This window comes from Neobacillus sp. BF23-41 (assembly GCF_041106275.1).
In genome coordinates this window covers 1-21136 of record NZ_JBGBPR010000030.1, presented here as the reverse complement: position 1 = coordinate 21136, position 21136 = coordinate 1, and the positions used below count along the sequence as shown (strand labels likewise).

21 protein-coding genes and 1 pseudogene are annotated in these 21136 nt (G+C 41.2%); 19 read left to right on the top strand and 3 right to left on the bottom strand.

Annotation, left to right across the window (positions count from 1 at the left end):
* Positions 1-2: 2 nt before the first annotated feature.
* From cobI to AB7942_RS26180, 13 genes and pseudogenes are all read left to right on the top strand, one after another.
* On the top strand, positions 3-704 hold the full coding sequence (gene cobI / locus AB7942_RS26235) for a precorrin-2 C(20)-methyltransferase (RefSeq protein WP_098527933.1): 702 nt from the start codon (positions 3-5) through the stop codon (positions 702-704).
* A complete protein-coding gene (gene cobM / locus AB7942_RS26230; RefSeq protein ID WP_335437418.1) occupies positions 701-1474 on the top strand; it encodes a precorrin-4 C(11)-methyltransferase in 774 nt (257 codons plus the stop codon). Before cobI ends, cobM begins: the two co-directional genes overlap by 4 nt.
* Complete coding sequence (locus tag AB7942_RS26225) at positions 1474-2595, top strand: cobalt-precorrin 5A hydrolase (protein WP_369449132.1); 1122 nt, start codon at positions 1474-1476, stop codon at positions 2593-2595. Before cobM ends, AB7942_RS26225 begins: the two co-directional genes overlap by 1 nt.
* Before the next feature lie 17 nt (positions 2596-2612).
* A complete protein-coding gene (locus tag AB7942_RS26220) occupies positions 2613-3983 on the top strand; it encodes a cobyrinic acid a,c-diamide synthase CobB (RefSeq protein ID WP_369449131.1) in 1371 nt (456 codons plus the stop codon).
* The gene (locus AB7942_RS26215) at positions 3976-5493 is read left to right on the top strand and encodes a cobyric acid synthase (protein WP_369449130.1); all 1518 of its coding nucleotides are present in this window, start codon (positions 3976-3978) and stop codon (positions 5491-5493) included. Before AB7942_RS26220 ends, AB7942_RS26215 begins: the two co-directional genes overlap by 8 nt.
* Positions 5490-6530, top strand: a complete 1041-nt coding sequence (gene cobT, locus AB7942_RS26210; protein ID WP_369449129.1) for a nicotinate-nucleotide--dimethylbenzimidazole phosphoribosyltransferase — start codon at positions 5490-5492, stop codon at positions 6528-6530. The genes AB7942_RS26215 and cobT overlap by 4 nt, the downstream gene beginning before the upstream one ends.
* A gap of 20 nt (positions 6531-6550) precedes the next feature.
* Positions 6551-7336, top strand: coding sequence for a uroporphyrinogen-III C-methyltransferase (cobA, locus tag AB7942_RS26205; RefSeq protein ID WP_369449128.1), 786 nt, complete (start codon positions 6551-6553; stop codon positions 7334-7336).
* 1 nt (position 7337) lies between these two features.
* Positions 7338-7907, top strand: a complete 570-nt coding sequence (locus AB7942_RS26200) for a nitroreductase family protein (protein ID WP_369449127.1) — start codon at positions 7338-7340, stop codon at positions 7905-7907.
* Positions 7908-7922: 15 nt separating this feature from the next.
* Positions 7923-8480, top strand: a complete 558-nt coding sequence (gene cobO, locus AB7942_RS26195; RefSeq protein ID WP_369449126.1) for a cob(I)yrinic acid a,c-diamide adenosyltransferase — start codon at positions 7923-7925, stop codon at positions 8478-8480.
* A gap of 184 nt (positions 8481-8664) precedes the next feature.
* Entirely contained in the window at positions 8665-9540 is an 876-nt protein-coding gene (locus AB7942_RS26190) for a GHMP family kinase ATP-binding protein (RefSeq protein ID WP_369449125.1), read from the top strand.
* A gap of 36 nt (positions 9541-9576) precedes the next feature.
* Positions 9577-9798, top strand: a pseudogene (locus AB7942_RS30605) (nitroreductase family protein); the annotation flags it as partial.
* Between the two features lie 44 nt (positions 9799-9842).
* Positions 9843-10643: a HoxN/HupN/NixA family nickel/cobalt transporter gene (locus AB7942_RS26185; RefSeq protein ID WP_369449124.1), complete on the top strand. Its 801-nt coding sequence runs from the start codon at positions 9843-9845 to the stop codon at positions 10641-10643.
* Between the two features lie 187 nt (positions 10644-10830).
* Positions 10831-11670: a class I SAM-dependent methyltransferase gene (locus AB7942_RS26180; protein ID WP_369449123.1), complete on the top strand. Its 840-nt coding sequence runs from the start codon at positions 10831-10833 to the stop codon at positions 11668-11670.
* 89 nt (positions 11671-11759) lie between these two features.
* On the opposite strand, the gene AB7942_RS26175 is transcribed toward AB7942_RS26180, so the two are convergent.
* Positions 11760-12029, bottom strand: a complete 270-nt coding sequence (locus tag AB7942_RS26175; RefSeq protein ID WP_369449122.1) for a sensor histidine kinase — start codon at positions 12027-12029, stop codon at positions 11760-11762.
* A 350-nt stretch (positions 12030-12379) separates the two neighbouring features.
* Positions 12380-12853: a hypothetical protein gene (locus AB7942_RS26170; protein WP_369449121.1), complete on the bottom strand. Its 474-nt coding sequence runs from the start codon at positions 12851-12853 to the stop codon at positions 12380-12382.
* Positions 12854-12972: 119 nt separating this feature from the next.
* Between AB7942_RS26170 and AB7942_RS26165 the strand changes: the two genes are divergently transcribed.
* The 4 genes from AB7942_RS26165 to AB7942_RS26150 all read left to right on the top strand — a co-directional run bounded on the left by AB7942_RS26165 (position 12973) and on the right by AB7942_RS26150 (position 17608).
* Positions 12973-13125 (top strand): hypothetical protein, encoded by a 153-nt coding sequence (locus AB7942_RS26165; RefSeq protein ID WP_369449120.1) that lies wholly within the window; start codon positions 12973-12975, stop codon positions 13123-13125.
* Between the two features lie 209 nt (positions 13126-13334).
* The gene (locus AB7942_RS26160) at positions 13335-13823 is read left to right on the top strand and encodes a hypothetical protein (RefSeq protein ID WP_369449119.1); all 489 of its coding nucleotides are present in this window, start codon (positions 13335-13337) and stop codon (positions 13821-13823) included.
* A gap of 660 nt (positions 13824-14483) precedes the next feature.
* Entirely contained in the window at positions 14484-16004 is a 1521-nt protein-coding gene (gene hutH / locus AB7942_RS26155; protein ID WP_369449118.1) for a histidine ammonia-lyase, read from the top strand.
* A gap of 122 nt (positions 16005-16126) precedes the next feature.
* The gene (locus AB7942_RS26150; RefSeq protein ID WP_369449117.1) at positions 16127-17608 is read left to right on the top strand and encodes an amino acid permease; all 1482 of its coding nucleotides are present in this window, start codon (positions 16127-16129) and stop codon (positions 17606-17608) included.
* A 205-nt stretch (positions 17609-17813) separates the two neighbouring features.
* Here AB7942_RS26150 and AB7942_RS26145 read toward each other — a convergent pair whose 3' ends face one another.
* Complete coding sequence (locus AB7942_RS26145; RefSeq protein ID WP_369449116.1) at positions 17814-17990, bottom strand: hypothetical protein; 177 nt, start codon at positions 17988-17990, stop codon at positions 17814-17816.
* Positions 17991-18936: 946 nt separating this feature from the next.
* Between AB7942_RS26145 and AB7942_RS26140 the strand changes: the two genes are divergently transcribed.
* Both AB7942_RS26140 and AB7942_RS26135 read left to right on the top strand, forming a co-directional pair.
* Entirely contained in the window at positions 18937-19059 is a 123-nt protein-coding gene (locus AB7942_RS26140) for a GapA-binding peptide SR1P (protein ID WP_088090832.1), read from the top strand.
* Positions 19060-19561: 502 nt separating this feature from the next.
* The gene (locus AB7942_RS26135; RefSeq protein WP_369449115.1) at positions 19562-20017 is read left to right on the top strand and encodes an N-acetyltransferase; all 456 of its coding nucleotides are present in this window, start codon (positions 19562-19564) and stop codon (positions 20015-20017) included.
* The last annotated feature ends 1119 nt before the right edge of the window (positions 20018-21136 follow it).

The window sequence follows — 21136 nt, the reverse complement described above, 5'->3', positions numbered from 1 at the left end:
ACATGTTAGGTACATTATACGGCCTTGGGGTTGGCCCGGGGGATCCAGAGCTCATTACCGTTAAGGCGTTTCGTAAATTAAAGGAATCACCAGTGATTGCCTATCCGAAAAAACAAAAGGGCAGCAAAAGTTATGCTCATCGAATCATTGATGTCTATTTTCAGCCGAACGAAAAAGAAATGCTAGGCCTTGTCTTTCCGATGACAAAGGATCCAGCCACATTGGAAAGAAAATGGACGGAAACCGTGGAAAATGTATGGGCGAAGCTGCAGGAGGGAAAGGATGTCGCTTTTGTAACTGAAGGGGATCCTCTTTTATACAGCACGTTTATTCATATGATGCGTTTGATGCAGGAAAAGTATCCCCAGGTTCCGATTGAAGTCGTTCCGGGGATTTCGTCCATCAATGGGGCGGCTTCTAGGCTGGGAATTCCATTGGCCGATGGGGATGAGCATGTGGCGATTGTTCCAGCACGGGATGACTATGAAACCATGAAAAAAGTCATTCAAGACAATGATTGTGTCATTTTTATAAAAGTGGCGAAGGTCATTGATTTAATGCTGGAAGTATTACGTGATTTAGATTTGCTTGACAAGGCTTCAGTCGTCACAAAGGTAACGTCGGATGAGGAGATTATTTGGCGGGCAGATGAGCTCGAAGGAGCGGAGCTTGAATACTTAACATTAATGGTGGTGAGAAAATGAAGCTTTATATCATTGGTGCTGGACCAGGCGATCCTGATTTAATCACGGTAAAAGGTCTTCAACATCTTAAGCAGGCAGATGTCGTTCTTTATGCAGATTCTCTTGTAAACGAAGACTTAATTGCCAAAGCGAAACCTTCCGCCGAAATATTAAAAACGGCCGGGATGCACTTAGAAGAAATGGTCAACGTCATGGCTGACCGAATTCATCAAGGGAAAAAGGTCGTTCGTGTCCACACGGGCGATCCGGCTGTCTATGGGGCGATTATGGAACAAATCGTCTTGTTAAAGAAGAAAGGAATCGAAGTAGAGATTGTTCCGGGTGTGAGTTCTGTGTTTGCAGCCGCCGCGGCCGCGCAAGCCGAGCTGACGATTCCTGATTTAACGCAAACCGTAATCCTGACAAGAGCTGAAGGCAGGACACCTGTGCCAGAATTTGAAAAGCTGGCGGATTTAGCCAAACATCATTGCACGATTGCGCTTTTCTTAAGTGCGACGTTAACGAAAAAGCTTGTCAAGGAATTGACAGGGGCTGGCTGGAGCATGGATACCCCTGTTGCGGTCGTATATAAAGCCTCGTGGCCGGATCAAAAAATTGTCCGGACGACACTGGAACGGTTGGATGAAGATATGCGGACGAATGGGATTCGTAAACAGGCGATGATCTTAGCCGGTTGGGCGCTAGATGAAAATATTCACGAACAAGATTATCGTTCCAAACTCTATGACAAAACGTTTACACACGGATTCCGCCGGGGGGTGGATTCGTAATGATCGAGCTCCAAGAAGCGCAAAAGGCGGTCATTCAGCAGAAGGGTGACTATGCCGTTGTTGCGATTACAAAGCATGGGGTCGAACTGGCCCGCAAGCTGGGACATTCGTTTCAAAATGCCGATGTGTACTATATGGCGAAGTTTGAAAAAGGAGATGAGAGGAACAAGGATATCCAGTTATTCACCGGAAGCGTTCGCCTTCTTCTGCCCTCTCTTTTCGAGGCCTATAAGGGGCTGATCATCATCATTTCCCTTGGAGCCGTGGTCCGAATGATTGCGCCAATTTTAAAGGATAAAAAAACAGATCCTGCCGTTGTCGTTATCGACGATAAGGGCGAACATGTGATCAGCGTGCTGTCAGGCCATATCGGCGGTGCCAATGAACTAACGAAAGAAGTGGCGGCCGCCCTAAAGGCCCGCCCCATTATTACCACCGCTTCAGATGTACAGGAAACGATTGCGGTTGATTTGTTCGGAAAACGGTTTGGCTGGATCTGGGACTCGGCTGAAAAGCTGACGCCCGTTAGCGCTTCGGTTGTGAACGAAGAAAAAATCGCCGTGGTTCAGGAGTCAGGCGAAAAAGACTGGTGGCCATATGGCCGCCCGCTCCCGGGAAATATTCAGCCGTATTCATCGGTCCAAGAAGCGCTGGCCGCAAAGCCAGATGCTGCTCTAGTAGTAACCCATCGGAATTTATTCGAAGACGAAACGGAGATTTTACATAATGGTGTTTTATATCGACCAAAGGTGATTGTCCTTGGAATGGGCTGCAACCGCGGGACCACTGCAGCGGAGATTGAAGCAGTAATCGACGAAACGCTTGAGGAATTAGGGTTTTCGAAAAAAAGTGTCAAAGCGGTTTGCACGATTGATCTAAAAAAGGATGAAGCGGGGCTGCTGGAAGTGGTGAATAAAAACCGCTGGGAGTTTATTTATTACACACCAGATGAATTGAATGCCATTGAACTTCAGAACCGTTCTGAAACGGTTTTTAAATATACCGGTGCGTACGGTGTCAGTGAGCCGGCCGCCTTGTTGTACAGCGGTGCGGAAAAATTAGCGTTGATGAAAAAGAAATCAGGTAATGTCACCATATCAGTAGCAGTGATTTCCTATTGATAGAGGAGGGAAATAGAATGTCTAGTCGCCGACTTGTAATTGCAGGGACAGGCAGCGGTGTCGGAAAAACTACTCTGACCATTGGGCTGATGTCTGCTTTAAGGAAAAAAGGTTATACCGTCCAGGGCTTTAAATGCGGCCCTGATTATATCGACCCGACCTATCATACGGCCGTCACGGGAAGAACGTCAAGAAACATTGACAGCTGGATGCTCAACCACGAGATGGTCAAAGAGATTGTCAACCGCGCAAGTGTTGGGGCGGATATTTCCGTTATCGAGGGGGTAATGGGATTCTTTGATGGGAAAAATCCACTTAACAATACGGGCTCCACTGCCGAAATCAGTCTCATCACCGAAAGTCCGGTTATTTTGGTCGTGAATTGTGCCAGTATGGCCCGTAGTGCAGCGGCCATTGTGAAGGGATTTCAAACTTTTCTGAAAGAGGCCAATATTGTCGGGGTGATCGCCAATCGGGTGGGCAGCGAAGGACATTTTAAAATCGTCCAAACCGCGATTGAGCAAGAATGCAGTATTCCCGTCCTTGGCTATTTGAAAAGAAACGAGGAACTTTCGATTCCGGAACGGCATTTAGGGTTGATACCCTCCGTTGAACGAGGAGAATTGGCTCCATTTTTTGAGCAGCTTGGTGATTTAGTGCTTGAAACCGTCGATGTAGATTCTTTATATGATCTGGCGAAAGCCTCCCCTTTAAAGGTAAAAGAATCCCAGTTTAAGAGAGCGGAGCAGGCAACTGTAAAAATTGCAGTCGCACGAGATGCCTCTTTTAATTTTTACTATCAGGAAAACCTCGACATGTTAGCAGCCGGCGGAGCCGAGCTGATCGAGTTCTCTCCATTAAAGGGTGAATGCCTGCCGGAACAAGTCGATGGCTTGTATATCGGCGGCGGGTTCCCAGAGGAATTTGCCGAGGAGCTGACCAAACAGACAGATGTAAAGGACTCGATTCGATCGGCCATTGAAAAAGGACTGCCAACCTTGGCGGAATGTGGCGGGTTTATGTACTTAACCGAATCGTTGGAAACAACGGATGAAACGAGTTACAAAATGGTCGGGATCATTCCCGGAAAGGTGAAAATGCAGACAAAACTAGCGGCTTTGGGATACCGGGAAATCACTGCAGAAGGAGAAAATTTCTTGTTAGCGGGTAATCTGAGTGCAAGAGGTCATGAATTTCACTACTCTACCTTTCATCCTAGAACTGATTTTGACCCGGCCTATCAAACGAAAGGAATGCGTGGGTTTAAGCAGGAGGGCTATCGGAAAGGGAATTTAATTGCAGGTTATACCCATTTTCATTTTGGCTCATGCCCCGAGCTTGTGGAAAATTGGGTGAAGAAATGTAAGGAGTTCAAAAAAAATGGTTAAAGCTCTTCCACTTATGTTTCAAGGTACTAATTCGGATGTCGGCAAAAGTGTCGTCGTGACAGCCTTTTGTCGGATATTCGCCCAGGACGGATATAAAACGGTTCCGTTTAAATCACAAAATATGGCGTTAAATTCCTATATCACCGTGGACGGAAAAGAAATCGGCAGAGCACAGGGAGTTCAGGCCGAAGCCGCAGGGATTCAGGCAACTACTGATATGAACCCGATTCTACTAAAACCGAACCGAGATAACCAATCCCAAATTGTCGTCCATGGTAAACCATATAAGAATATGGAAGCAGGAAGGTACCGCCGGGAATTCTTTCAAACGGGATTGACGCTGATTCAACAATCACTCTCCACCCTGTCCCAAAATTATGAACGGATTGTCATTGAAGGGGCAGGCAGTCCGGCCGAGATTAATCTCAATGATCGGGAAATGGTCAATATGCGGGTCGCCAAAATGGCGGATGCCCCTGTGATCTTAATTGGGGATATCGAAAAAGGCGGAGTGTTTGCTAGTTTAGTAGGAACCCTTCAACTGATGGAACCAGCGGACCACGACCGAGTGATTGGCGTGATCATCAATAAATTCCGCGGCGATATCCGCCTGCTAGAATCGGGATTAACGTGGTTTGAGGAGTATTCAGGTAAACCCGTTCTCGGCGTGATTCCTTACTTGGAGAATCTAAATATTGATGCCGAGGATTCCGTGATTTTAAATCAATATACCTCCACTCAAAATACCGAAAAAGAATTGGATATAGCGGTGATTCAGTATCCGAAAATCTCCAATTTCACCGATGTCGACCCGTTTTTTGCCGAGCCGGATTGTCATGTCCGTTTTATAACGAGAGCGGATCAATTACACGATCCAGATTTAGTGATTCTCCCAGGCAGCAAGAATACAATTGAAGATTTGTTATTTTTAAGAAAAAGTGGCATCGCTCAAAAAATAGCAGAATTACAGAAAAAGAAACACACCGTTCTTTTCGGGATCTGCGGCGGCTATCAAATGCTCGGTGATAAAATTGAGGATCCGTTAGCGATCGAGTCCCTGCATCAAGCAATCGAAGGCCTTCAGTTACTACCAATTGAAACGACCATTACGAAAGAAAAGACGACGATCCTATCAAATGGGATGTTGCATCTTTTCGGAAAAAACTTTCATGTGACAGGGTACGAGATTCATATGGGCGAAACCTTGGCAAAAGGAGCGTCTCAAGGGCTTATTTTTACGAATGAAAAATGGGATGGCTGTCATTCTTCAGACGAAACCATCATTGGCACTTATTTCCATGGGATTTTCCATAATGATGAATTTCGCGAGGAATTACTTAATCAGATCCGACGCAAAAAGAAGTTGGAGCCCATCCACAACCGCCCATCTTTTAACCAATTGAGGGAAGAAGCGTTTGACCGTCTGGCAGAACATGTTAGGGAACATGTAAAACTCGATGTCATTGAACAATTAATGAAGGATTACCAAAAAAGGGGGATCACCCAATGAATAGCGTAAAAACAGCCATTCAGCCTCTCGATAGAGAAATGGGGCAGCAAGTTCGTGAGTATATCGATACATTAACCAAACCTCCGGGCAGTTTGGGGAGATTAGAGGAATTAGCGATTCAACTGGCGGAAATGACATCTGAAGCCTTTCCGGTCGTGTCACCACCTGGAGTGATCGTGTTTGCCGCTGATCATGGCGTGGTCGAAGAAGGGGTGTCCGCTTTCCCACAGGAAGTAACTGTGCAAATGGTTATGAACTTTTTAAACAGCGGTGCGGCCATCAATGTCTTTAGCCGGCAAATCGGGGCTATGTTTGAAGTGGTTGATATCGGTGTGGCAGCAGATATAGAGGCTGACGGGTTTGTAAATCGGAAAATTCGCTATGGAACGAATAATTTTTGCCAGCAGGATGCAATGACAAGAGAAGAGGCTGAACAAGCCATCGCCGTTGGCTATGAACGGGCGGAACAGATGATTCAACAGGGAATCAAATGCCTAATTGTTGGTGAAATGGGGATCGGCAATACGACGCCAAGCAGTGCGATCGCAGCGGTTTTAAGCGGGCAGGACATCGGTGCACTCGTCGGCCGAGGAACAGGGATTCCCACAGAAAAAATCCGTCATAAGCAAGAGGTCATCACACGGGCACTGAAGGAAAGAAACCCTGATTGGAAGGATCCAATCGATATCTTAGCTAAAATTGGCGGTTTGGAAATAGCCGGTATGACCGGTGCAATGCTCTCCGCCGCTCGGAACCGGATCCCGATATTGGTAGATGGATTTATTTGCACGGTAGCAGCTCTTTTGGCAAGGGAAATCTGTGAGACAGCAGCGGATTATATGATGGTCGGCCATCGTTCCGTCGAGCCTGGACATGAAATTGCGCTGCAGTTATTAGGCAAGAAGCCACTACTTGATTTAGATTTGCGGCTAGGCGAAGGGAGCGGGGCAGCAGTGGCCTTTCCTATCTTACAATCAGCGACCTTAATGCTGAAAGAAATGGCCACCTTTGCATCAGCCGGAATTTCAAATGAGTAAATTAGGAAAGGAGCGAGAAGATGACAAATGGAAAAGTGTATCTTGTTGGTGCTGGACCGGGAGACCCTAAGCTGATTACGGTTTATGGGATGGAGTGTATCCAACAGGCGGATGTGATTTTATATGACCGCTTAGTAAATGAGGAACTGCTGAAATATGCAAAAGCGGAGGCAGAGCTGATATTTTGCGGCAAACAGCCAGGAAGACATCAGATCATTCAAGATCAAATTCACGAGCTATTAATTGAAAAAGCCAGTCAGGGCAAGACGGTCACCAGATTAAAAGGAGGCGATCCCTGCATTTTCGGCCGTGTCGGTGAAGAAGCAGAAATTCTCGCCGAACATGGGATCCGCTATGAAATGGTGCCGGGGATTACAGCTGGAATTGCAGCGCCTGCTTATGCCGGAATTCCGGTGACCCACCGCGATTATGCTTCCTCCTTCGCGATCGTCACTGGCCACAGCCGAGCGGAAAAGGATGAGGATCAATTAAATTGGCCAGCCCTCGCTCAAGGAATCGATACGATTGCCTTTTATATGGGAATTGGGAATTTACCCTATATTGTTTCGAGATTAATCGAGAACGGAAAAAGCCCTGACACGAAAGCCGCCATTATCCAATGGGGAACGACGGCAAAGCAGAAGACGGTGACCGGAAGTTTAAAGGATATCGAAGTCCGGGTCCTTGAAGCCGGGATTACTCATCCGGCGATTGTTCTGGTGGGTGATGTGGTCGGACTGCGCGAGAAATTACGCTGGTTTCAAGAAGCAGAGGAAAAACAAATAGTTGAAATAGGGAGGGACTAAGATGTCGATTATAGCGGAAATCAAAAATCGAAGAGCAATCCGTGATTATGCGGCTCGAGAGGTCGAAGACGAAAAGATTCACAGCTTATTAGAAGCAGCGACATGGGCACCGAATGACCGGATGCGGGAACCATGGAGCTTTTATGTCATTAAAGGCGAAGCTAAAAAACGATATGAGGCGTTGGCCTATGAATATTTACAGGAACGCTTTCCAACCAAACCAAATTTAATCGAAAGCTCCTTAAAAGTGCTGAAAACCACACCGGTTCATATTGTCGTTACAGCCGACATCGTTCCAGGCGATGAAGAGGCCTCTGCCGATAATGAATATGCCGTATGCTGCGCAATCCATTCGATGTGGCTTGCCGCCAAAGAATTGGGATTAGGGCTGGTCTGGAGGACAAGGGGCGTCGGACTTGTTCGCGACCAACGAATGGTTGAGTTTATTGGATCACCTGAAAACAAGAAAATTATCGGAAATTTGTTTATCGGTTATCCCGATCCAGAAGTATTAAAAAAGTCGAAAGTGCCGGCTCGGACATCCTTTGAAGAAAAAACAGTCTGGCTGTAACGAGGAGTGAAACGGATGGAAGAGGTAACAGAAAACAAAGCAAAACGCGGTCTTACATTAGTTTATACCGGTGATGGAAAAGGGAAAACGACGGCAGCCCTTGGGCTCGCTGTCCGTGCCGCTGGCCGGGGAAAACGGGTGCTCATGATTCAATTTATCAAATCACCTGATCGAACGTATGGAGAAAAAATTACGTTCGAGAAATTGGGGATTGAAATCGTGCAGACAGGAGTCGGCTTTACGTGGACGAAGACACCGGAGGAACATCGGGAAGCCCTAAAAACAGCGTGGGCGTTTACGAAAGAAAAGGTACAGTTTGGCGGTTACGATGTTGTCATTTTAGATGAACTGAATAATGCGCTCGCGATTGATAAATTTCCGATTGACGATGTCCTTCCGTTGCCAGAAGTATTGGAGTTGGTTCAAAAGCGCCCCAAGGGGATGCATCTGATCATCACCGGACGGTCAGCCAAAGAGGAGATCATCGCTTGCGCTGATTTAGTAACCGAAATGAAGCCCGTTAAGCACTATTATAATGAAGGAATTCCTGCCGTGAAGGGAATTGAGTTTTAATGGTCTACATTGAAAAATTTTGACATGGCGGCGATTTACTGACTGCCCGACAGTTGATCCGTAAAGATTCTTTTTCGGTGTACCTTCTGAGCGGGCAAAGATAGGCAAACCGTTGCGGTACATTGAAGCAAATGTACCCGGAAAGTGAGCCAATCCGAATTTAAAGCCTTGGGAGTCTAATTATATGAAACTAGGAAAAGGAAGCTGCAATGGAACATTTGGAGAATTGGTCCAAGGAATCATTGGTGATCGCCCTTATTTAATCACCCTGCCGATATCGAGTTTAAGAAGTGAGGCTAGGTTTATTCCAGATCCAACCGTTAACGGAATAAGAGTGGCAGACTCAAAAGTAAAAGGTCAAAGAGCAGGAGAATGGTTATTCCAACTGTTTGGGGTAGAGGGCGGCGGGGATCTCGAGATACGCTCTAATATCCCAGTTGGTAAAGGTCTGGCCAGCAGTTCGGCGGATATTGTTGCTGCATTAAGAGCAATTGCTGACAGCTATAGTCTTCCACTCACAAATGAAATGATCTCTATGATCGCCGCAAAAGTGGAACCTACGGATGGGGTAATGTATGAGGAAGTCGTGGTCTATGACTATATTCACGGTCAGCTGATTGAAAGCTTTGGGGCCTTACCCCCATTCATCCTCGTTGGTATTGACCTTGGGGGTATGATCAACACAATTGAATTTAATGAAGTTCCGAAAGAGTACAGCCAGAACGATCAACAGCAATTTATTAAAGCGTATGATCTGGTTACAAAAGGGTTTAAGGAAAAAAATTTAACTTATATTGGGGAGGCAGCAACCCTCAGTGCACGGGTGAATCAAAAAATATTGCCAAAGCCTGTTTTTCCTCTATTAGATCAGCTGGCCCATCGCTATCAGGGCGGAATCGTTGTCGCCCACAGTGGAACGGTCGCGGGAATTTTACTAGATGGAAATCTTCCAAACAGTGAATTGGTGGTTTCACACTTAATTAGGGAAATGTCACTCGCTTACAAGGGTGTTCCTATAAATATATTTCATTATGAAAGCAGGGAAAAGATCATAATTTGAAAGACTGGCAAAGTTTGATTTCAAAAGGGGGTTAACATGTTTAGTCAAGAGGAACGAGAAGTGATTTACGATGTCATTTATAAAAGGAGAGATGTCCGCACTTTTCTCCCCGATCCGGTAAGTCTTGCGGTGATTCAACATGTTCTTTAAGCGGCCCAACATGAACCATCCGTAGGATTTATGCAGCACTGGAATTTTATAATGGTTTCTTCAGACGAAATAAAAGAACGGTTGGCCTGGGCGGCAGAAAAGGAACAAAGCATTGGCCATTGCAACTGTTTAAAAAAGGGAGGAATTTTTAAATGGAAACTGTATCACTGTTTTTACTTGTTTTTGTATTGGGGCTTCGACATGGGTTAGATGCTGATCATCTTGCTTTTATTGATGGACAAACCCGTTATAATTGGCGAATGGGCAGTTCGTTTGCACGTTGGGTGGGTACATTATTTTCACTTGGTCACGGAGGAATGGTAGCTGTGACAGCTGGTATTTTAGGAATGGTGATAGAGAATTTTTCATTCCCGGCTTATTTTGATAATATTGCATCATGGGTGTCGATTATTTCTTTATTCCTTATTGGAACGTTAAATACGTATAATCTGTTACGCTCTAGAAACAATCACGAAGAGTTTCAACTGAGCGGACTTAAGGGAAAGTTTATTCCAAAAATTGCGAAGGGGACAACAAATCCTTTTCTTATTATTTTAGTAGGGGCTTTGTTTGCCTTGGCTGCCGAGACAGTAAGTCAAACCGCCGTCTGGTCTTTGGCGGCAGGAAATGCAAGTGAATATACCCCTTTATTTTTAGGGCTAGTTTTTATGTTTGGCATGATGATTACAGATACAATTGATTCGATGATTGTCTATAAAATGGTGAACCAGTCCAGCAAAATCGGTCAAGTTGCGTCAAGAATAATGGGTTGGGTGATTGTCGTCTTGGCATACGGGGTTTCCTTCTATCTGGCATTTACTTTCTTTAACCCTTGGGCAGAACTAGATTTCGAAATCGTGGGAGTCATTCTTTTCATTTTCTTAGTCGCATCATTTATCTTTATAAGCGTTTACTCTAAGAAACAGAATCATGAAATAAATACTACGAATTAATTATAAAAGCTCTGACAATTTTATAGTGTCAGAGCTCTTTTATCCTCTATATTAATCGTCCGTAAAATTACGTAAATTAAGAATCTACAATCTTTTTTTGCTGTTATTGTTGCTCACAAGCAGTTATTTGGAAACAAATATTCTTTTTTTAAAAATATTTGAATTTTATAGTTCGGGAGAGGCATGAATGAAGACTGGAATAGAAAAAGATTATGATTACATTGAGTTTTGGAAAGAATCTATGATTGATCATAATGGAAATATACCGAAGCGATTAGAAGATGATCAGGCTGAAGAAGCCTTCTGGTCTTCAATGTTGGAGAGAAAGATAAGGCATAAACCAGATTCATATGCACAAATTGTAAAAGAGGAACTTCTCCCTCTTTTACATAGTGATGATCATGTATTGGAAATCGGCCCTGGATGGGGGAACTATACCTTTGCAATAGCTGATAAAGTTCGAAAGCTCACATGTATAGACAGTTCAAAAAGTATTGTGCAATTTTTAAAGTCCCAGGCTGCTACTAAAGGTGTCTGTAATATGCAATTGATTCACGATAAATGGGAAAGTGAAAAACAAGGAGCGAAATATGATGTGGTATTTGGATTCAATTGTTACTACCGTATGTATGATATAGGAAACGCATTGTTAAAAATGAATAAGTCAGCAAACCGTCTAGTAATTGCAGGAATGACAACAGGTCCAGAAAAGCCTCACTACATGGAACTATATCAAATGGGATATAAAATCAATTTAAGACGCCGAGATTATATTCATATCGTGAATGCACTATACCAGCTTGGAATTCTGGCAAACTGTAAAATCGTAAAATTGCAAAGCAGGAAAAGCTATTCTTCCTATGAGCAATTGATTCGCGATAATACCACCAAGATTTTGAATGAGCACTATAATCCTCATGAAGTGGAGACCGTTATTAATAAATATGTGTTGGAAAAAGACGGTACATATGAGTACGTATATCCGTTTCATGCTGCTTTAATGTATTGGAATCCAGCGAATATATGAAAATGGAAGCCACAAATAAAGAATTACGCCCCGAATAATGTCAAATAAAAATGACCCAAGATTTTTTCCTTGTGTCATTTTTTGCTTTTTTATTTGTTGGGTAAAGTAACAACAAATGTAGTAATATTATTTTCACTGGTAACATAGGTCTGTCCCTTATGCAATTCCACAAATCTCTTGACAACAACTAAGCCCAATCCCGTGCCTACATAATCTTTTTGTACAGCTTTTGCTCGATAAGAATGTTCAAAGATCTTTGCCAATTCATCTTCTGGTATTTCCACACCTCTATTTCTAACCCTAATTTGAATATTTGTTCCATCGGAAGACAATCCAGTATAAATCTTTTTTGGTATCACCGTGACGGGTACTGATGTTTATGAAGTGTCTAAGGAGATGTTTGCCAAAGGAAAGTGGTACATCCAAATAGGAGACCAAAAAGTTCAAATTAAATAATACACGAATCCCTTCGGGGGTTCCTTACATACCCTTGCAGTAGCAACCTTCTAATACAATTTGAAACAATAGATTGCGCTCAAATCTAGCTGTCAAAAGAGAAAATCAAGTTTCCTGTTTGTTATTACTTCCAATGTCCTTTTTGTATTCTTGGAAATTCCTATAAGGGATCATCGTTTTCGCAATGATTTTGAGTTTTATTTTGATGCTGAAGTTATGCACTCAATATGAGATTGCCCTTTTTGTTTTCCCCTTATCTGCTTTTCGCCTTCAAAAAGGCCGCATAGTTTGCCGCCTCTTTAGGCGGGGCCGTGAGAGATCTCTCATAGCCTTTCCGGAAGCTTCTTTCGTACGCCCTTACAAACCTCTGCCCGAGTATCCGTCGGGCCGCCTGTTCCGCCGTCAATTCCGGGTGGGCATGAAGGTATGAGTAGAATTTCTTCCCGGAAGAAAAAGAGAGATACACCTGCCGGAGAAGTCCTATTTTCATGAGGGGCAGGACGATTTCCTTCTTGTTGTCAATGTACAGCCGGGATTGTGGCATTTGCTGCCAGGCACGGGAAATCCGGAAATTATGTCGGTCTTCTAGCCCCGAACGGATTCCCTCATAATATCCCTCTTCCATCCCCATCTGGATGGGGTCGGGCGGGGCTTGGCCGTCTGTCTGGAGACCGCCGGCGAAAGAGAGGACGGCAAACAGAAAAAAGGCTACCAGGTTCCGTGTCACAGCGTTTTCCCCCTTTCTGAGTCAATTCGTCCTTTTTAGTATAACCAGTCATTTCCTTCATATGATAGCGGGGAAGGAGTAGAATCGGATAGATAAAAGAAAAATGTGGAGTTTGGGGATTGGGTTTTACAGTTTCTATTGTTCCTTGGGAAGAGTTTGAAAAACTTGGATTCCCTAAACATGAAGTAAAAGCAACTAGCGAAAAGTTATTTGATATGGATTGGCTTGCAAGCCGGCCTAAAGAATGGGCTGGAAGTCCTCAAAGAGGATAAATTGCAAGGCGTTACTCCAAGAATCACGAGGGATCATGTAAGAAAAGTGGAACGTTTTTTTCTAAGTAACTCCGAGAATGAATAAGCTAAGCCCCCTGTCACTCGGCAAGGGGGTATTGCTGTGTCTACCGTACAGTATTCCTTTCATGCATAGTCCTTTTAATTCTTTCCATACTAAGAAGGAAATTACTAAAGGAGGTAAAATATTCATGAAACGACAACTACTAGCAGGACTCGGGATCGGGGCAGCACTATTATTTAGCGTACCGGTTTCCGCACAAACCAACGTAATCCTCCCGGAGGATTTTACTTATGGAACACAGTTAGGGGCCGAAAAAGTGCCAGGATACAACATAGGGTTCTCCGTCGTTCCGGAGCAACTCAAGGAACAGGATATCCAACGTATAACCGTGCAGCTGGTTAGCACTGATGGTAAAGTAGTCGCCGAAAACGAGGCAAAAGGGAAAGGATTAAAGAATCTCATCGCTTATGACGGTCAGCAGTACAGTACACAGTTTTATGGCAAAGCAAAAAAAATGAAAGACGATGTATGGACGCACAGCATCTATTGTGGTCAAAAACCTGCATTCGCGGAGATTATTGTTCAGGACAAACGTGGCAACACATACAAGGCGCATAACACGAATGCCCCGGATAAGGTACTCGATCCAGTGCCAAATTGTCCTAAGGGCCAATAAGTATAGTGAATGGAATTCCTTATGAGTAAAAGAGGTTAGGCGATTTCTTAACTTTATTAATTTATTATAACGGAGAGTACGTATTAGAGATGTCTAATATGCACTCTCCTTTTTTATGTGAATAAAGCTCTTCGTATTGGATTCAAGGTTATACCAAAAATGGCATAGCCTTTTTTAATAGATGCAGTTAAGATAAGTGAGTCCTTAGGGCGATGAAGAAAATGTCCTGAGAGGATTTCCAATCATATAATTTGTGATATTTATCACAAATTTAAGCAAGCATTTACAGGTTGCTATGAAGGTACTAGGGGTAATTTTTTTATCAAAGAAGATTACTACTCGCGACTAGTTGATGAAATTCACGAAGATGGAAGTTGACATTTAATTTAGGGTGACAGTCTTTCATTTGCTATTGTGCTAAAGTATTATTGTGTTAAAATTCTGAAAAATTAATTGACAAATAAGGTTACGTTACATAGAATAATTATCATAGCAATAGGATTATAGAATATGAATAAAGGGAGGATTTACCATGAGGCTGCGAAAAAAAATAGTTCAATATTCAAAAATGGTTATAAAAGAGGCTGGACTCCAATTCTAATAGGAATCGGAATCCAGCCTCTTTCTTTATTATACTAAAGTGCTAGAGGAGGAACGTTAATGATAACATTAACAGGTCAAAGTTTAACATTAAAACAAATGAAGGAAATTTTATTCGGAAATCAGAAAGTAAGCGCTTCAGAAATGAGTATGGAGTCTGCTAGAAAGAGTCGGGAAGCAGTAGAAAGAATAGTTTCAGAATCAAAAGTAGTCTATGGGATTACAACAGGGTTTGGAAAATTTAGTGACGTCCTTATTAATAAAGATCATGTTCAAGATCTTCAGCTTAATTTAATTCGTTCACATGCTTGCGGCGTAGGTGAGCCGTTCCCAGAAGTTGTGGCAAAAGCAATGGTTCTTCTTCGCGCTAACGCACTTTTAAAGGGCTATTCTGGAATTAGGCCGCTTGTTATTGAAAGGTTATTAGATTTAGTAAACAAGGATATTATCCCTGTGATTCCGCAGCAAGGTTCCCTTGGAGCAAGCGGAGATTTGGCACCGCTTTCACACTTGGCGTTAGTGCTAATCGGGGAAGGAGAAGTATTTTATAAAGGAAATCGAATGGATTCACTTGAAGCCTTACAGCAAGAAGGAATCTTCCCAGTAACACTTGAGGCAAAAGAAGGCCTTGCTCTTATCAATGGAACCCAAGCAATGACAGCAATGGGAGTTGTCGGTTATCTAGAAGCAGAACAACTCGCATACCAAAGTGAGTTAATTTCCTCTATGACCATTGAAGGATTACATGGGATTATTGATGCCTTTGCTGAAGAGGTTCATATCGCACGGGGTTATCAACAGCAAATTGATACCGCAGCACGAATCCGAGGTTACCTAAGCGATAGTTTATTGACGACGACACAGGGGGAATTGAGAGTACAGGATGCTTATTCCCTCCGCTGTATCCCGCAAGTTCATGGTGCCACGTGGCAAGCACTCGATTATGTAAAAGAAAAATTAGAAATTGAGATGAATGCAGCAACAGATAATCCACTAATTTTTGATGATGGTGAAAAAGTCATTTCCGGTGGTAACTTCCATGGACAGCCAATTGCGTTTGCAATGGATTTTATGAAAATTGCTGTTGCGGAAATGGCAAATATATCTGAAAGACGAATTGAACGGTTAATCAATCCACAGTTAAATGATTTACCGCCATTTTTAAGCCCTGAACCGGGACTACAATCTGGTGCTATGATCATGCAATATGTTGCCGCATCTCTTGCTTCAGAAAACAAAACGCTGGCACATCCAGCAAGTGTAGATTCGATTCCTTCTTCGGCGAATCAAGAGGATCATGTAAGCATGGGAACGATCGCTTCAAGGCATGCTCATCAAATTATTCAGAATACAAGAAGAGTCCTCGCAATTGAGCTTATTTGTGCGATGCAGGCGGTTGAATACCGTGGAGTTGAAAAAATGGCAAGCCAAACAAAACGGCTTTATGAGAAAGGAAGAGAAATTGTTCCTTCGATTAAGAAAGACCGTATATTCTCAAAAGATATTGAAAAATCTGCTGAAGGTCTGAAAACAATGAATCTCTCAAAATTACTTCAGCAAGTGGACAAAGTAAACAAATAAGAAGAAGACCTACTAACAAACGTAATTTAAAATGAAATTCATATTTTAAGACATCTTTTAGATTCCTGCAAATTTAGGTAAAAGTACTTATCTATTAATCAAACTATAATAAGAGGTGTCATATGCAAAATACTGCACTTAAATCCCAAGAAACAGTACACGAACACGAGTATGGAGAACATTTAGCAAGAAAGCTTAAAACACGGCATCTTTCCATGATTGCTATCGGAGGAACAATTGGAACAGGGTTATTCTTAGCCAGTGGAACCACGATTCATGATGCTGGTCCTGGTGGAGCTTTAGCTGCCTATATAATTGCAGGAATAATGGTATATTTTATCATGGGCAGCTTAGGAGAAATGGCATCTTTTATTCCGATTTCAGGTTCTTTTAGTACGTATACCTCAAGGTTTGTCGACCCTGCACTGGGTTTTGCTGTTGGTTGGAACTATTGGTACAATAATGCGATTATTTTTGCTTTGGAATTATCAGCATCAGCATTGATCATGAAATATTGGTTTCCCGATGCCCCAGGTATTATTTGGAGCGCAAGTTTCCTTATACTTATTTTTGGCCTAAACGTTTTATCCGTTAAGGGTTACGGTGAATCAGAATTTTGGTTTTCACTGATTAAAGTTGCAACAATTATAATATTTATTGTTGTTGGATTATTAATGATCTTTGGAATATTGAAGGGTCATGCTGGCGGTTTTGAAAATTTCACAAAAGGAGAAGCACCATTTAAAGGCGGCTTGTTATCCATATTTAGTGTATTTATGGTAGTAGGATTTGCTTTTCAAGGCACAGAGCTGGTCGGAATTACAGCAGGTGAAAGTGAAAATCCTGAGAAAAATCTACCTAAGGCAGTGAAACAGATCTTTTGGAGAATTTTATTGTTTTATGTTTTAGCGATTTTTATTATTGGATGTATCATTAGCTATAACGATCCAAAATTATTAAGCGCAGATTTAGAGAATATTGCAGTGAGCCCGTTTACTTTAGTATTTGAAAATGCAGGTCTTGCCTTTGCGGCGGCTGCCATGAATGCAGTAATTCTTACTTCAGTTCTGTCAGCAGGAAATTCCACTTTATATGCCGCTTCACGCGTCCTTTGGGTATTGGCGGAGGAGGGAAAAGCTCCGTCATTTTTGAAAAAAGTAAATAAAGGTGGTATTCCGATTTACGCATTATACATGTCAACCCTTGTTGGGATGTTGTGCTTCCTTACCTCCCTTTTTGGTGATGGAACTGTTTATTCTTGGTTATTAAACGCTGCTGGCTTAGCTGGTTATATCTCTTGGTTAAGTATTTCGGTTACACATTATCGATTCCGTAAAGCTTATGTTGCACAAGGAAAAGATTTCAAAGACCTGCCCTATAAAGCAAAGTGGTTCCCATTAGGTCCAATTTTGGCGACAGTATTATGTTTAATCGCAATGCTTGGAACAAATTATGGGGCATTTATCGGCTCTAAGGTTGACTGGTATGGGATATTGGTTTCTTATATTGGACTACCTCTATTCCTAATGGCCTATTTAGGCTATAAAATTGTTAACAAAACAAAAATGGTTCCATTAAAAGAGGCGGATTTCCGCAGAGATTAAGTATTAATTATTCATCTCATAGCATTCTTTTCATTTGTTTTAAAATTTTCAAAGTAGTAACTTGAATTCCCCTATTATTTCAATATTTTTGATGTATGGGCGCAATGGTGTAATACCGCTCTCAAAGCCTTGATATATATGGGTTATTGAATAAGAGAGTAAATTTCTAACATTTTGAATATCCGAGGATTTTAACGGAAGCTTCTCATAAGTTGTGTAAACTTTTGGGGAGCTTCTTTTTTATTTCTTGCGTTACTGAAGCTGCCATTGTTGCAGCATGTCGACTACCAAAAAAAAGAGCTTCATGGCCAACGGCTCCTCCCAAGTTTAAATATAGAGCGCCAGCTGCTAAGCCCCCAACAATATGTGTTTTCCCTTCCATGTTTCTCCCCTATTCTTTTCATCCACAAATGAAATAGCTTGATCATCTTTTGTCCAATACACAATACGGAATAAATTCATTATAAATAATCCATTATTCATCAATTTCTCCAGTTCCCATGCAAACAGGACAAACCAATATTAAACTGAAAACAAAAAGAGAGGAAAGAGGAGTTCGACCCAACTTCCCTAAATAAGTTAGACTTTTTCACCTTAGGAATCCATTTTTTTAAAGTATGCATCGACTTGCTGACTAAAAAAGTCTTTTAGATTAGATTTTCCTACTTAGAAATCCGCTTTTTTACTTTATAAACTTATCGCTACATTTGCATTTGTCAGGAATTCGACTAATGAACCAGCCATATGATCGTTTCATAATCTTCATCGGCAATAAATATTGTATTTCTTGCATTGGATTATGTATACACCCAATTGATCGGTTTGATAGGGGTACAGACAGCAGAACAGAAAAATTGTACGTTAAGGCTGAAAGCCTTGATATAAAAGGGTTCCAATAATGACCGTTTTTGGTGCTTGAATAAGCGAAGTCTTATAAGACCTAAAATCAGTTAATTTATAGCACCAAAACTCATTACCAAAACCAAAGCTCCAATTAAAGGCTAAATACATTTTTGGTAAGATCTTAGTGTACACATAACAAGCAATTTTCTTATTTTAATTTGCTTTCCGTACAAAATTTTCGAAATGTTGGCGAGACCCCTGATAAAAATAAATTTATCATCTGACCCCAATACTGATGTGGTCTGGAACGTTTTTCCGATAGATTGGGATAATTATCACATTATCTCTTTAAATGTGTTATACAATTTATTATTGACAAACCAAATGTGACATACTATTATAATATTAACGAATAAAAAACGCTTACATTTTAAGAGATTAGAATTGTCTATCTTATAAAATTCAAACAAAAGGGAGTTTTTATAATGGGAACTATCATTTGCCAAAGTTGCAATAACACAATTGATCATTTTGAGAATGAGAAAGTATCAACTTTATACGGACAATGCACTTGCTGTGATAAAAAACAAAAGAAGACTTCTAAATAATTCAAACATAAATCAATACTATAAAAGCCGTTCTCAAATGTTGAGAAGGGCTTTTATAGTTAAAATCATCAATATATGGTATTTTTTCTCAGGATAAAAACCAAATATGTAACTTCTGAGTCTATTTTGTTATGCTCTTTTTTTGGCTTTTTGAATTTTCATGGGAGTGAAAATATTTTTGTTTTTTATTACATAATTGATTTCACTTTAATACTTCTAATCGGTAAATATGCCTTGATATAACTTGGAAGGGGAGATCCACTGTTCAAGTTGACTTTGATTTAACTTTTTGAGAGAAAACTTCCGTCCAAATAACGTAAAAAAGTCCTTGCCTGGACTTCATGATGCTTTCAAAAGTTACAAGTTAACTTTAATGAAGGGGAAAGATCCAAGCTATTTTTTAGTTAATGGGTCAAAAAATATTTTTGTCCCTAATAATTATTGAATAAAAATGTGTAGTATTGTATATTTATTCAATAGTTATTGAAAAAGGAGATACAGAATGGATATTTATCATGCAGTGACAAGTGATGTTAAAGATATTTATGATTTAGTCCAAATTTATGCTAAAAAAGGAATCGTATTGCCTCGTACGTATTTATCACTCTATCAACATTTACAATGTTTGTATGTTATGAAAGAGGATAATAATATAATAGGGGTTGCAGGATTACATGTTTTAGGACAGGACCTGGCAGAGATACGATCTTTGGTTGTTTCTCCCGATTATGCTGGAAAAGGTATTGGTCGCAAATTAGTTAATCGTATTATAAGTGATGCACCGAAACTTGGAATTAGCCGTGTAATGTCTTTCACATACGAAACAGAGTTTTTCAAAAAATGTGGTTTTAAGATCGTAGCAAAGGAGACTTTGCCTGAAAAAGTGTGGGTGGATTGTATGAATTGTCCTAAGTTGGATTGCTGTGATGAAGTCGCTATGATTAAGTATGTTGGGTAAGGTGTCAGATAGGTTGCATACAGTGATATTAAACTTGGCAGTTTATAAGAGAAATAGGAATGGCGCCATTATGTGGTGCCATTTTCTTCGTTGTTTAGGAAATGATAAATTTTAGATTTGTAATCACAATACGACGTGCGAGAAAAGACCCAAGTAAATAATCGCCACTTGGGCCGTGATTTAAGTCGAGTTACCTATTTTGTTGAAAGATAAGAAAGTATAAAATTTCGACTTTGAGAATTTTCCAGCGCCAGCGCCTAGCCTAGACTCAATACAGCCATTTAAATCCGATTATGCTATAAGATAATGATTAATGGTCTGTTCTTTTATCCATTGTTGTACCTTAAATAATCGGAGGTCGAAGGCCATTTGAAATAGACCAGTCAGACGATATTGGAAGAAGTCATTTTTTTTTGAGTTTCTTGAGTGCTTCCACATAGGAAGAAAGACCAAGCTTACGTGAAAGCAAACGTCATATATACCCGATTTTAAATGAATGGATTGCTTTTGTGCTCAAAAGCGTTGACCGGAAAGGATAGAGGTTGGGCTTTGCACACTTATTGATAAAGTAATAGCATATATATAACTATAAGATTTTTTCTGAAAATTCAATTAAAATTTGAAAATGTAAGCGTTTTCTATTATAATAGATAATGGGTTGGATGGCATGCGTGGCCGTCAGCGTATCTGGCGTAGGTGGGGCCGATACTAGGGACAGGTGTAAATTTTTCTTTGTGGTTATATACTTAACATCATTCGTTAAATCATGTGGAAAATCAAGGATGAAGGAAAAGTATAAGAAAAATTCATATAAATAATACGTGCTGGATCGATCAAATCGCGATCCAGTTTTTTATTGGGAATTCGATCAATACTTCGGTATTTAGAAACGACTTTTACGACACCGTCATTCTTTAAAAATTTTAAAGATATGAAATGGGAAACGGTTGAAATGATTCCCCTCTCATTGTGGATAATATTTGCTATGTTCCACTCATCTACATCACAGCCCTTCTCAGCTTAAGCGTATGTACTCCACATTTTGCTGGAAGGGCTAAATATTTTAACTAGCGGAAACACTGAAAACTGTTCACCGTTACATTCGTTGTATTTCATTCA

Coding starts and splice junctions, on each gene's coding strand:
- AB7942_RS26220 (WP_369449131.1), top strand. CDS start 2,613: ATGTCTAGTCGCCGACTTGTAATTGCAGGGACAGGCAGCGGTGTCGGA.
- AB7942_RS26135 (WP_369449115.1), top strand. CDS start 19,562: ATGGATATTTATCATGCAGTGACAAGTGATGTTAAAGATATTTATGAT.
- hutH (WP_369449118.1), top strand. CDS start 14,484: ATGATAACATTAACAGGTCAAAGTTTAACATTAAAACAAATGAAGGAA.
- cobT (WP_369449129.1), top strand. CDS start 5,490: ATGAATAGCGTAAAAACAGCCATTCAGCCTCTCGATAGAGAAATGGGG.
- AB7942_RS26185 (WP_369449124.1), top strand. CDS start 9,843: ATGGAAACTGTATCACTGTTTTTACTTGTTTTTGTATTGGGGCTTCGA.
- cobI (WP_098527933.1), top strand. CDS start 3: ATGTTAGGTACATTATACGGCCTTGGGGTTGGCCCGGGGGATCCAGAG.
- AB7942_RS26190 (WP_369449125.1), top strand. CDS start 8,665: ATGAAACTAGGAAAAGGAAGCTGCAATGGAACATTTGGAGAATTGGTC.
- AB7942_RS26200 (WP_369449127.1), top strand. CDS start 7,338: ATGTCGATTATAGCGGAAATCAAAAATCGAAGAGCAATCCGTGATTAT.
- cobO (WP_369449126.1), top strand. CDS start 7,923: ATGGAAGAGGTAACAGAAAACAAAGCAAAACGCGGTCTTACATTAGTT.
- AB7942_RS26145 (WP_369449116.1), bottom strand. CDS start 17,990: ATGGAAGGGAAAACACATATTGTTGGGGGCTTAGCAGCTGGCGCTCTA.
- cobM (WP_335437418.1), top strand. CDS start 701: ATGAAGCTTTATATCATTGGTGCTGGACCAGGCGATCCTGATTTAATC.
- AB7942_RS26180 (WP_369449123.1), top strand. CDS start 10,831: ATGAAGACTGGAATAGAAAAAGATTATGATTACATTGAGTTTTGGAAA.
- AB7942_RS26160 (WP_369449119.1), top strand. CDS start 13,335: ATGAAACGACAACTACTAGCAGGACTCGGGATCGGGGCAGCACTATTA.
- AB7942_RS26150 (WP_369449117.1), top strand. CDS start 16,127: ATGCAAAATACTGCACTTAAATCCCAAGAAACAGTACACGAACACGAG.
- cobA (WP_369449128.1), top strand. CDS start 6,551: ATGACAAATGGAAAAGTGTATCTTGTTGGTGCTGGACCGGGAGACCCT.
- AB7942_RS26225 (WP_369449132.1), top strand. CDS start 1,474: ATGATCGAGCTCCAAGAAGCGCAAAAGGCGGTCATTCAGCAGAAGGGT.
- AB7942_RS26140 (WP_088090832.1), top strand. CDS start 18,937: ATGGGAACTATCATTTGCCAAAGTTGCAATAACACAATTGATCATTTT.
- AB7942_RS26215 (WP_369449130.1), top strand. CDS start 3,976: ATGGTTAAAGCTCTTCCACTTATGTTTCAAGGTACTAATTCGGATGTC.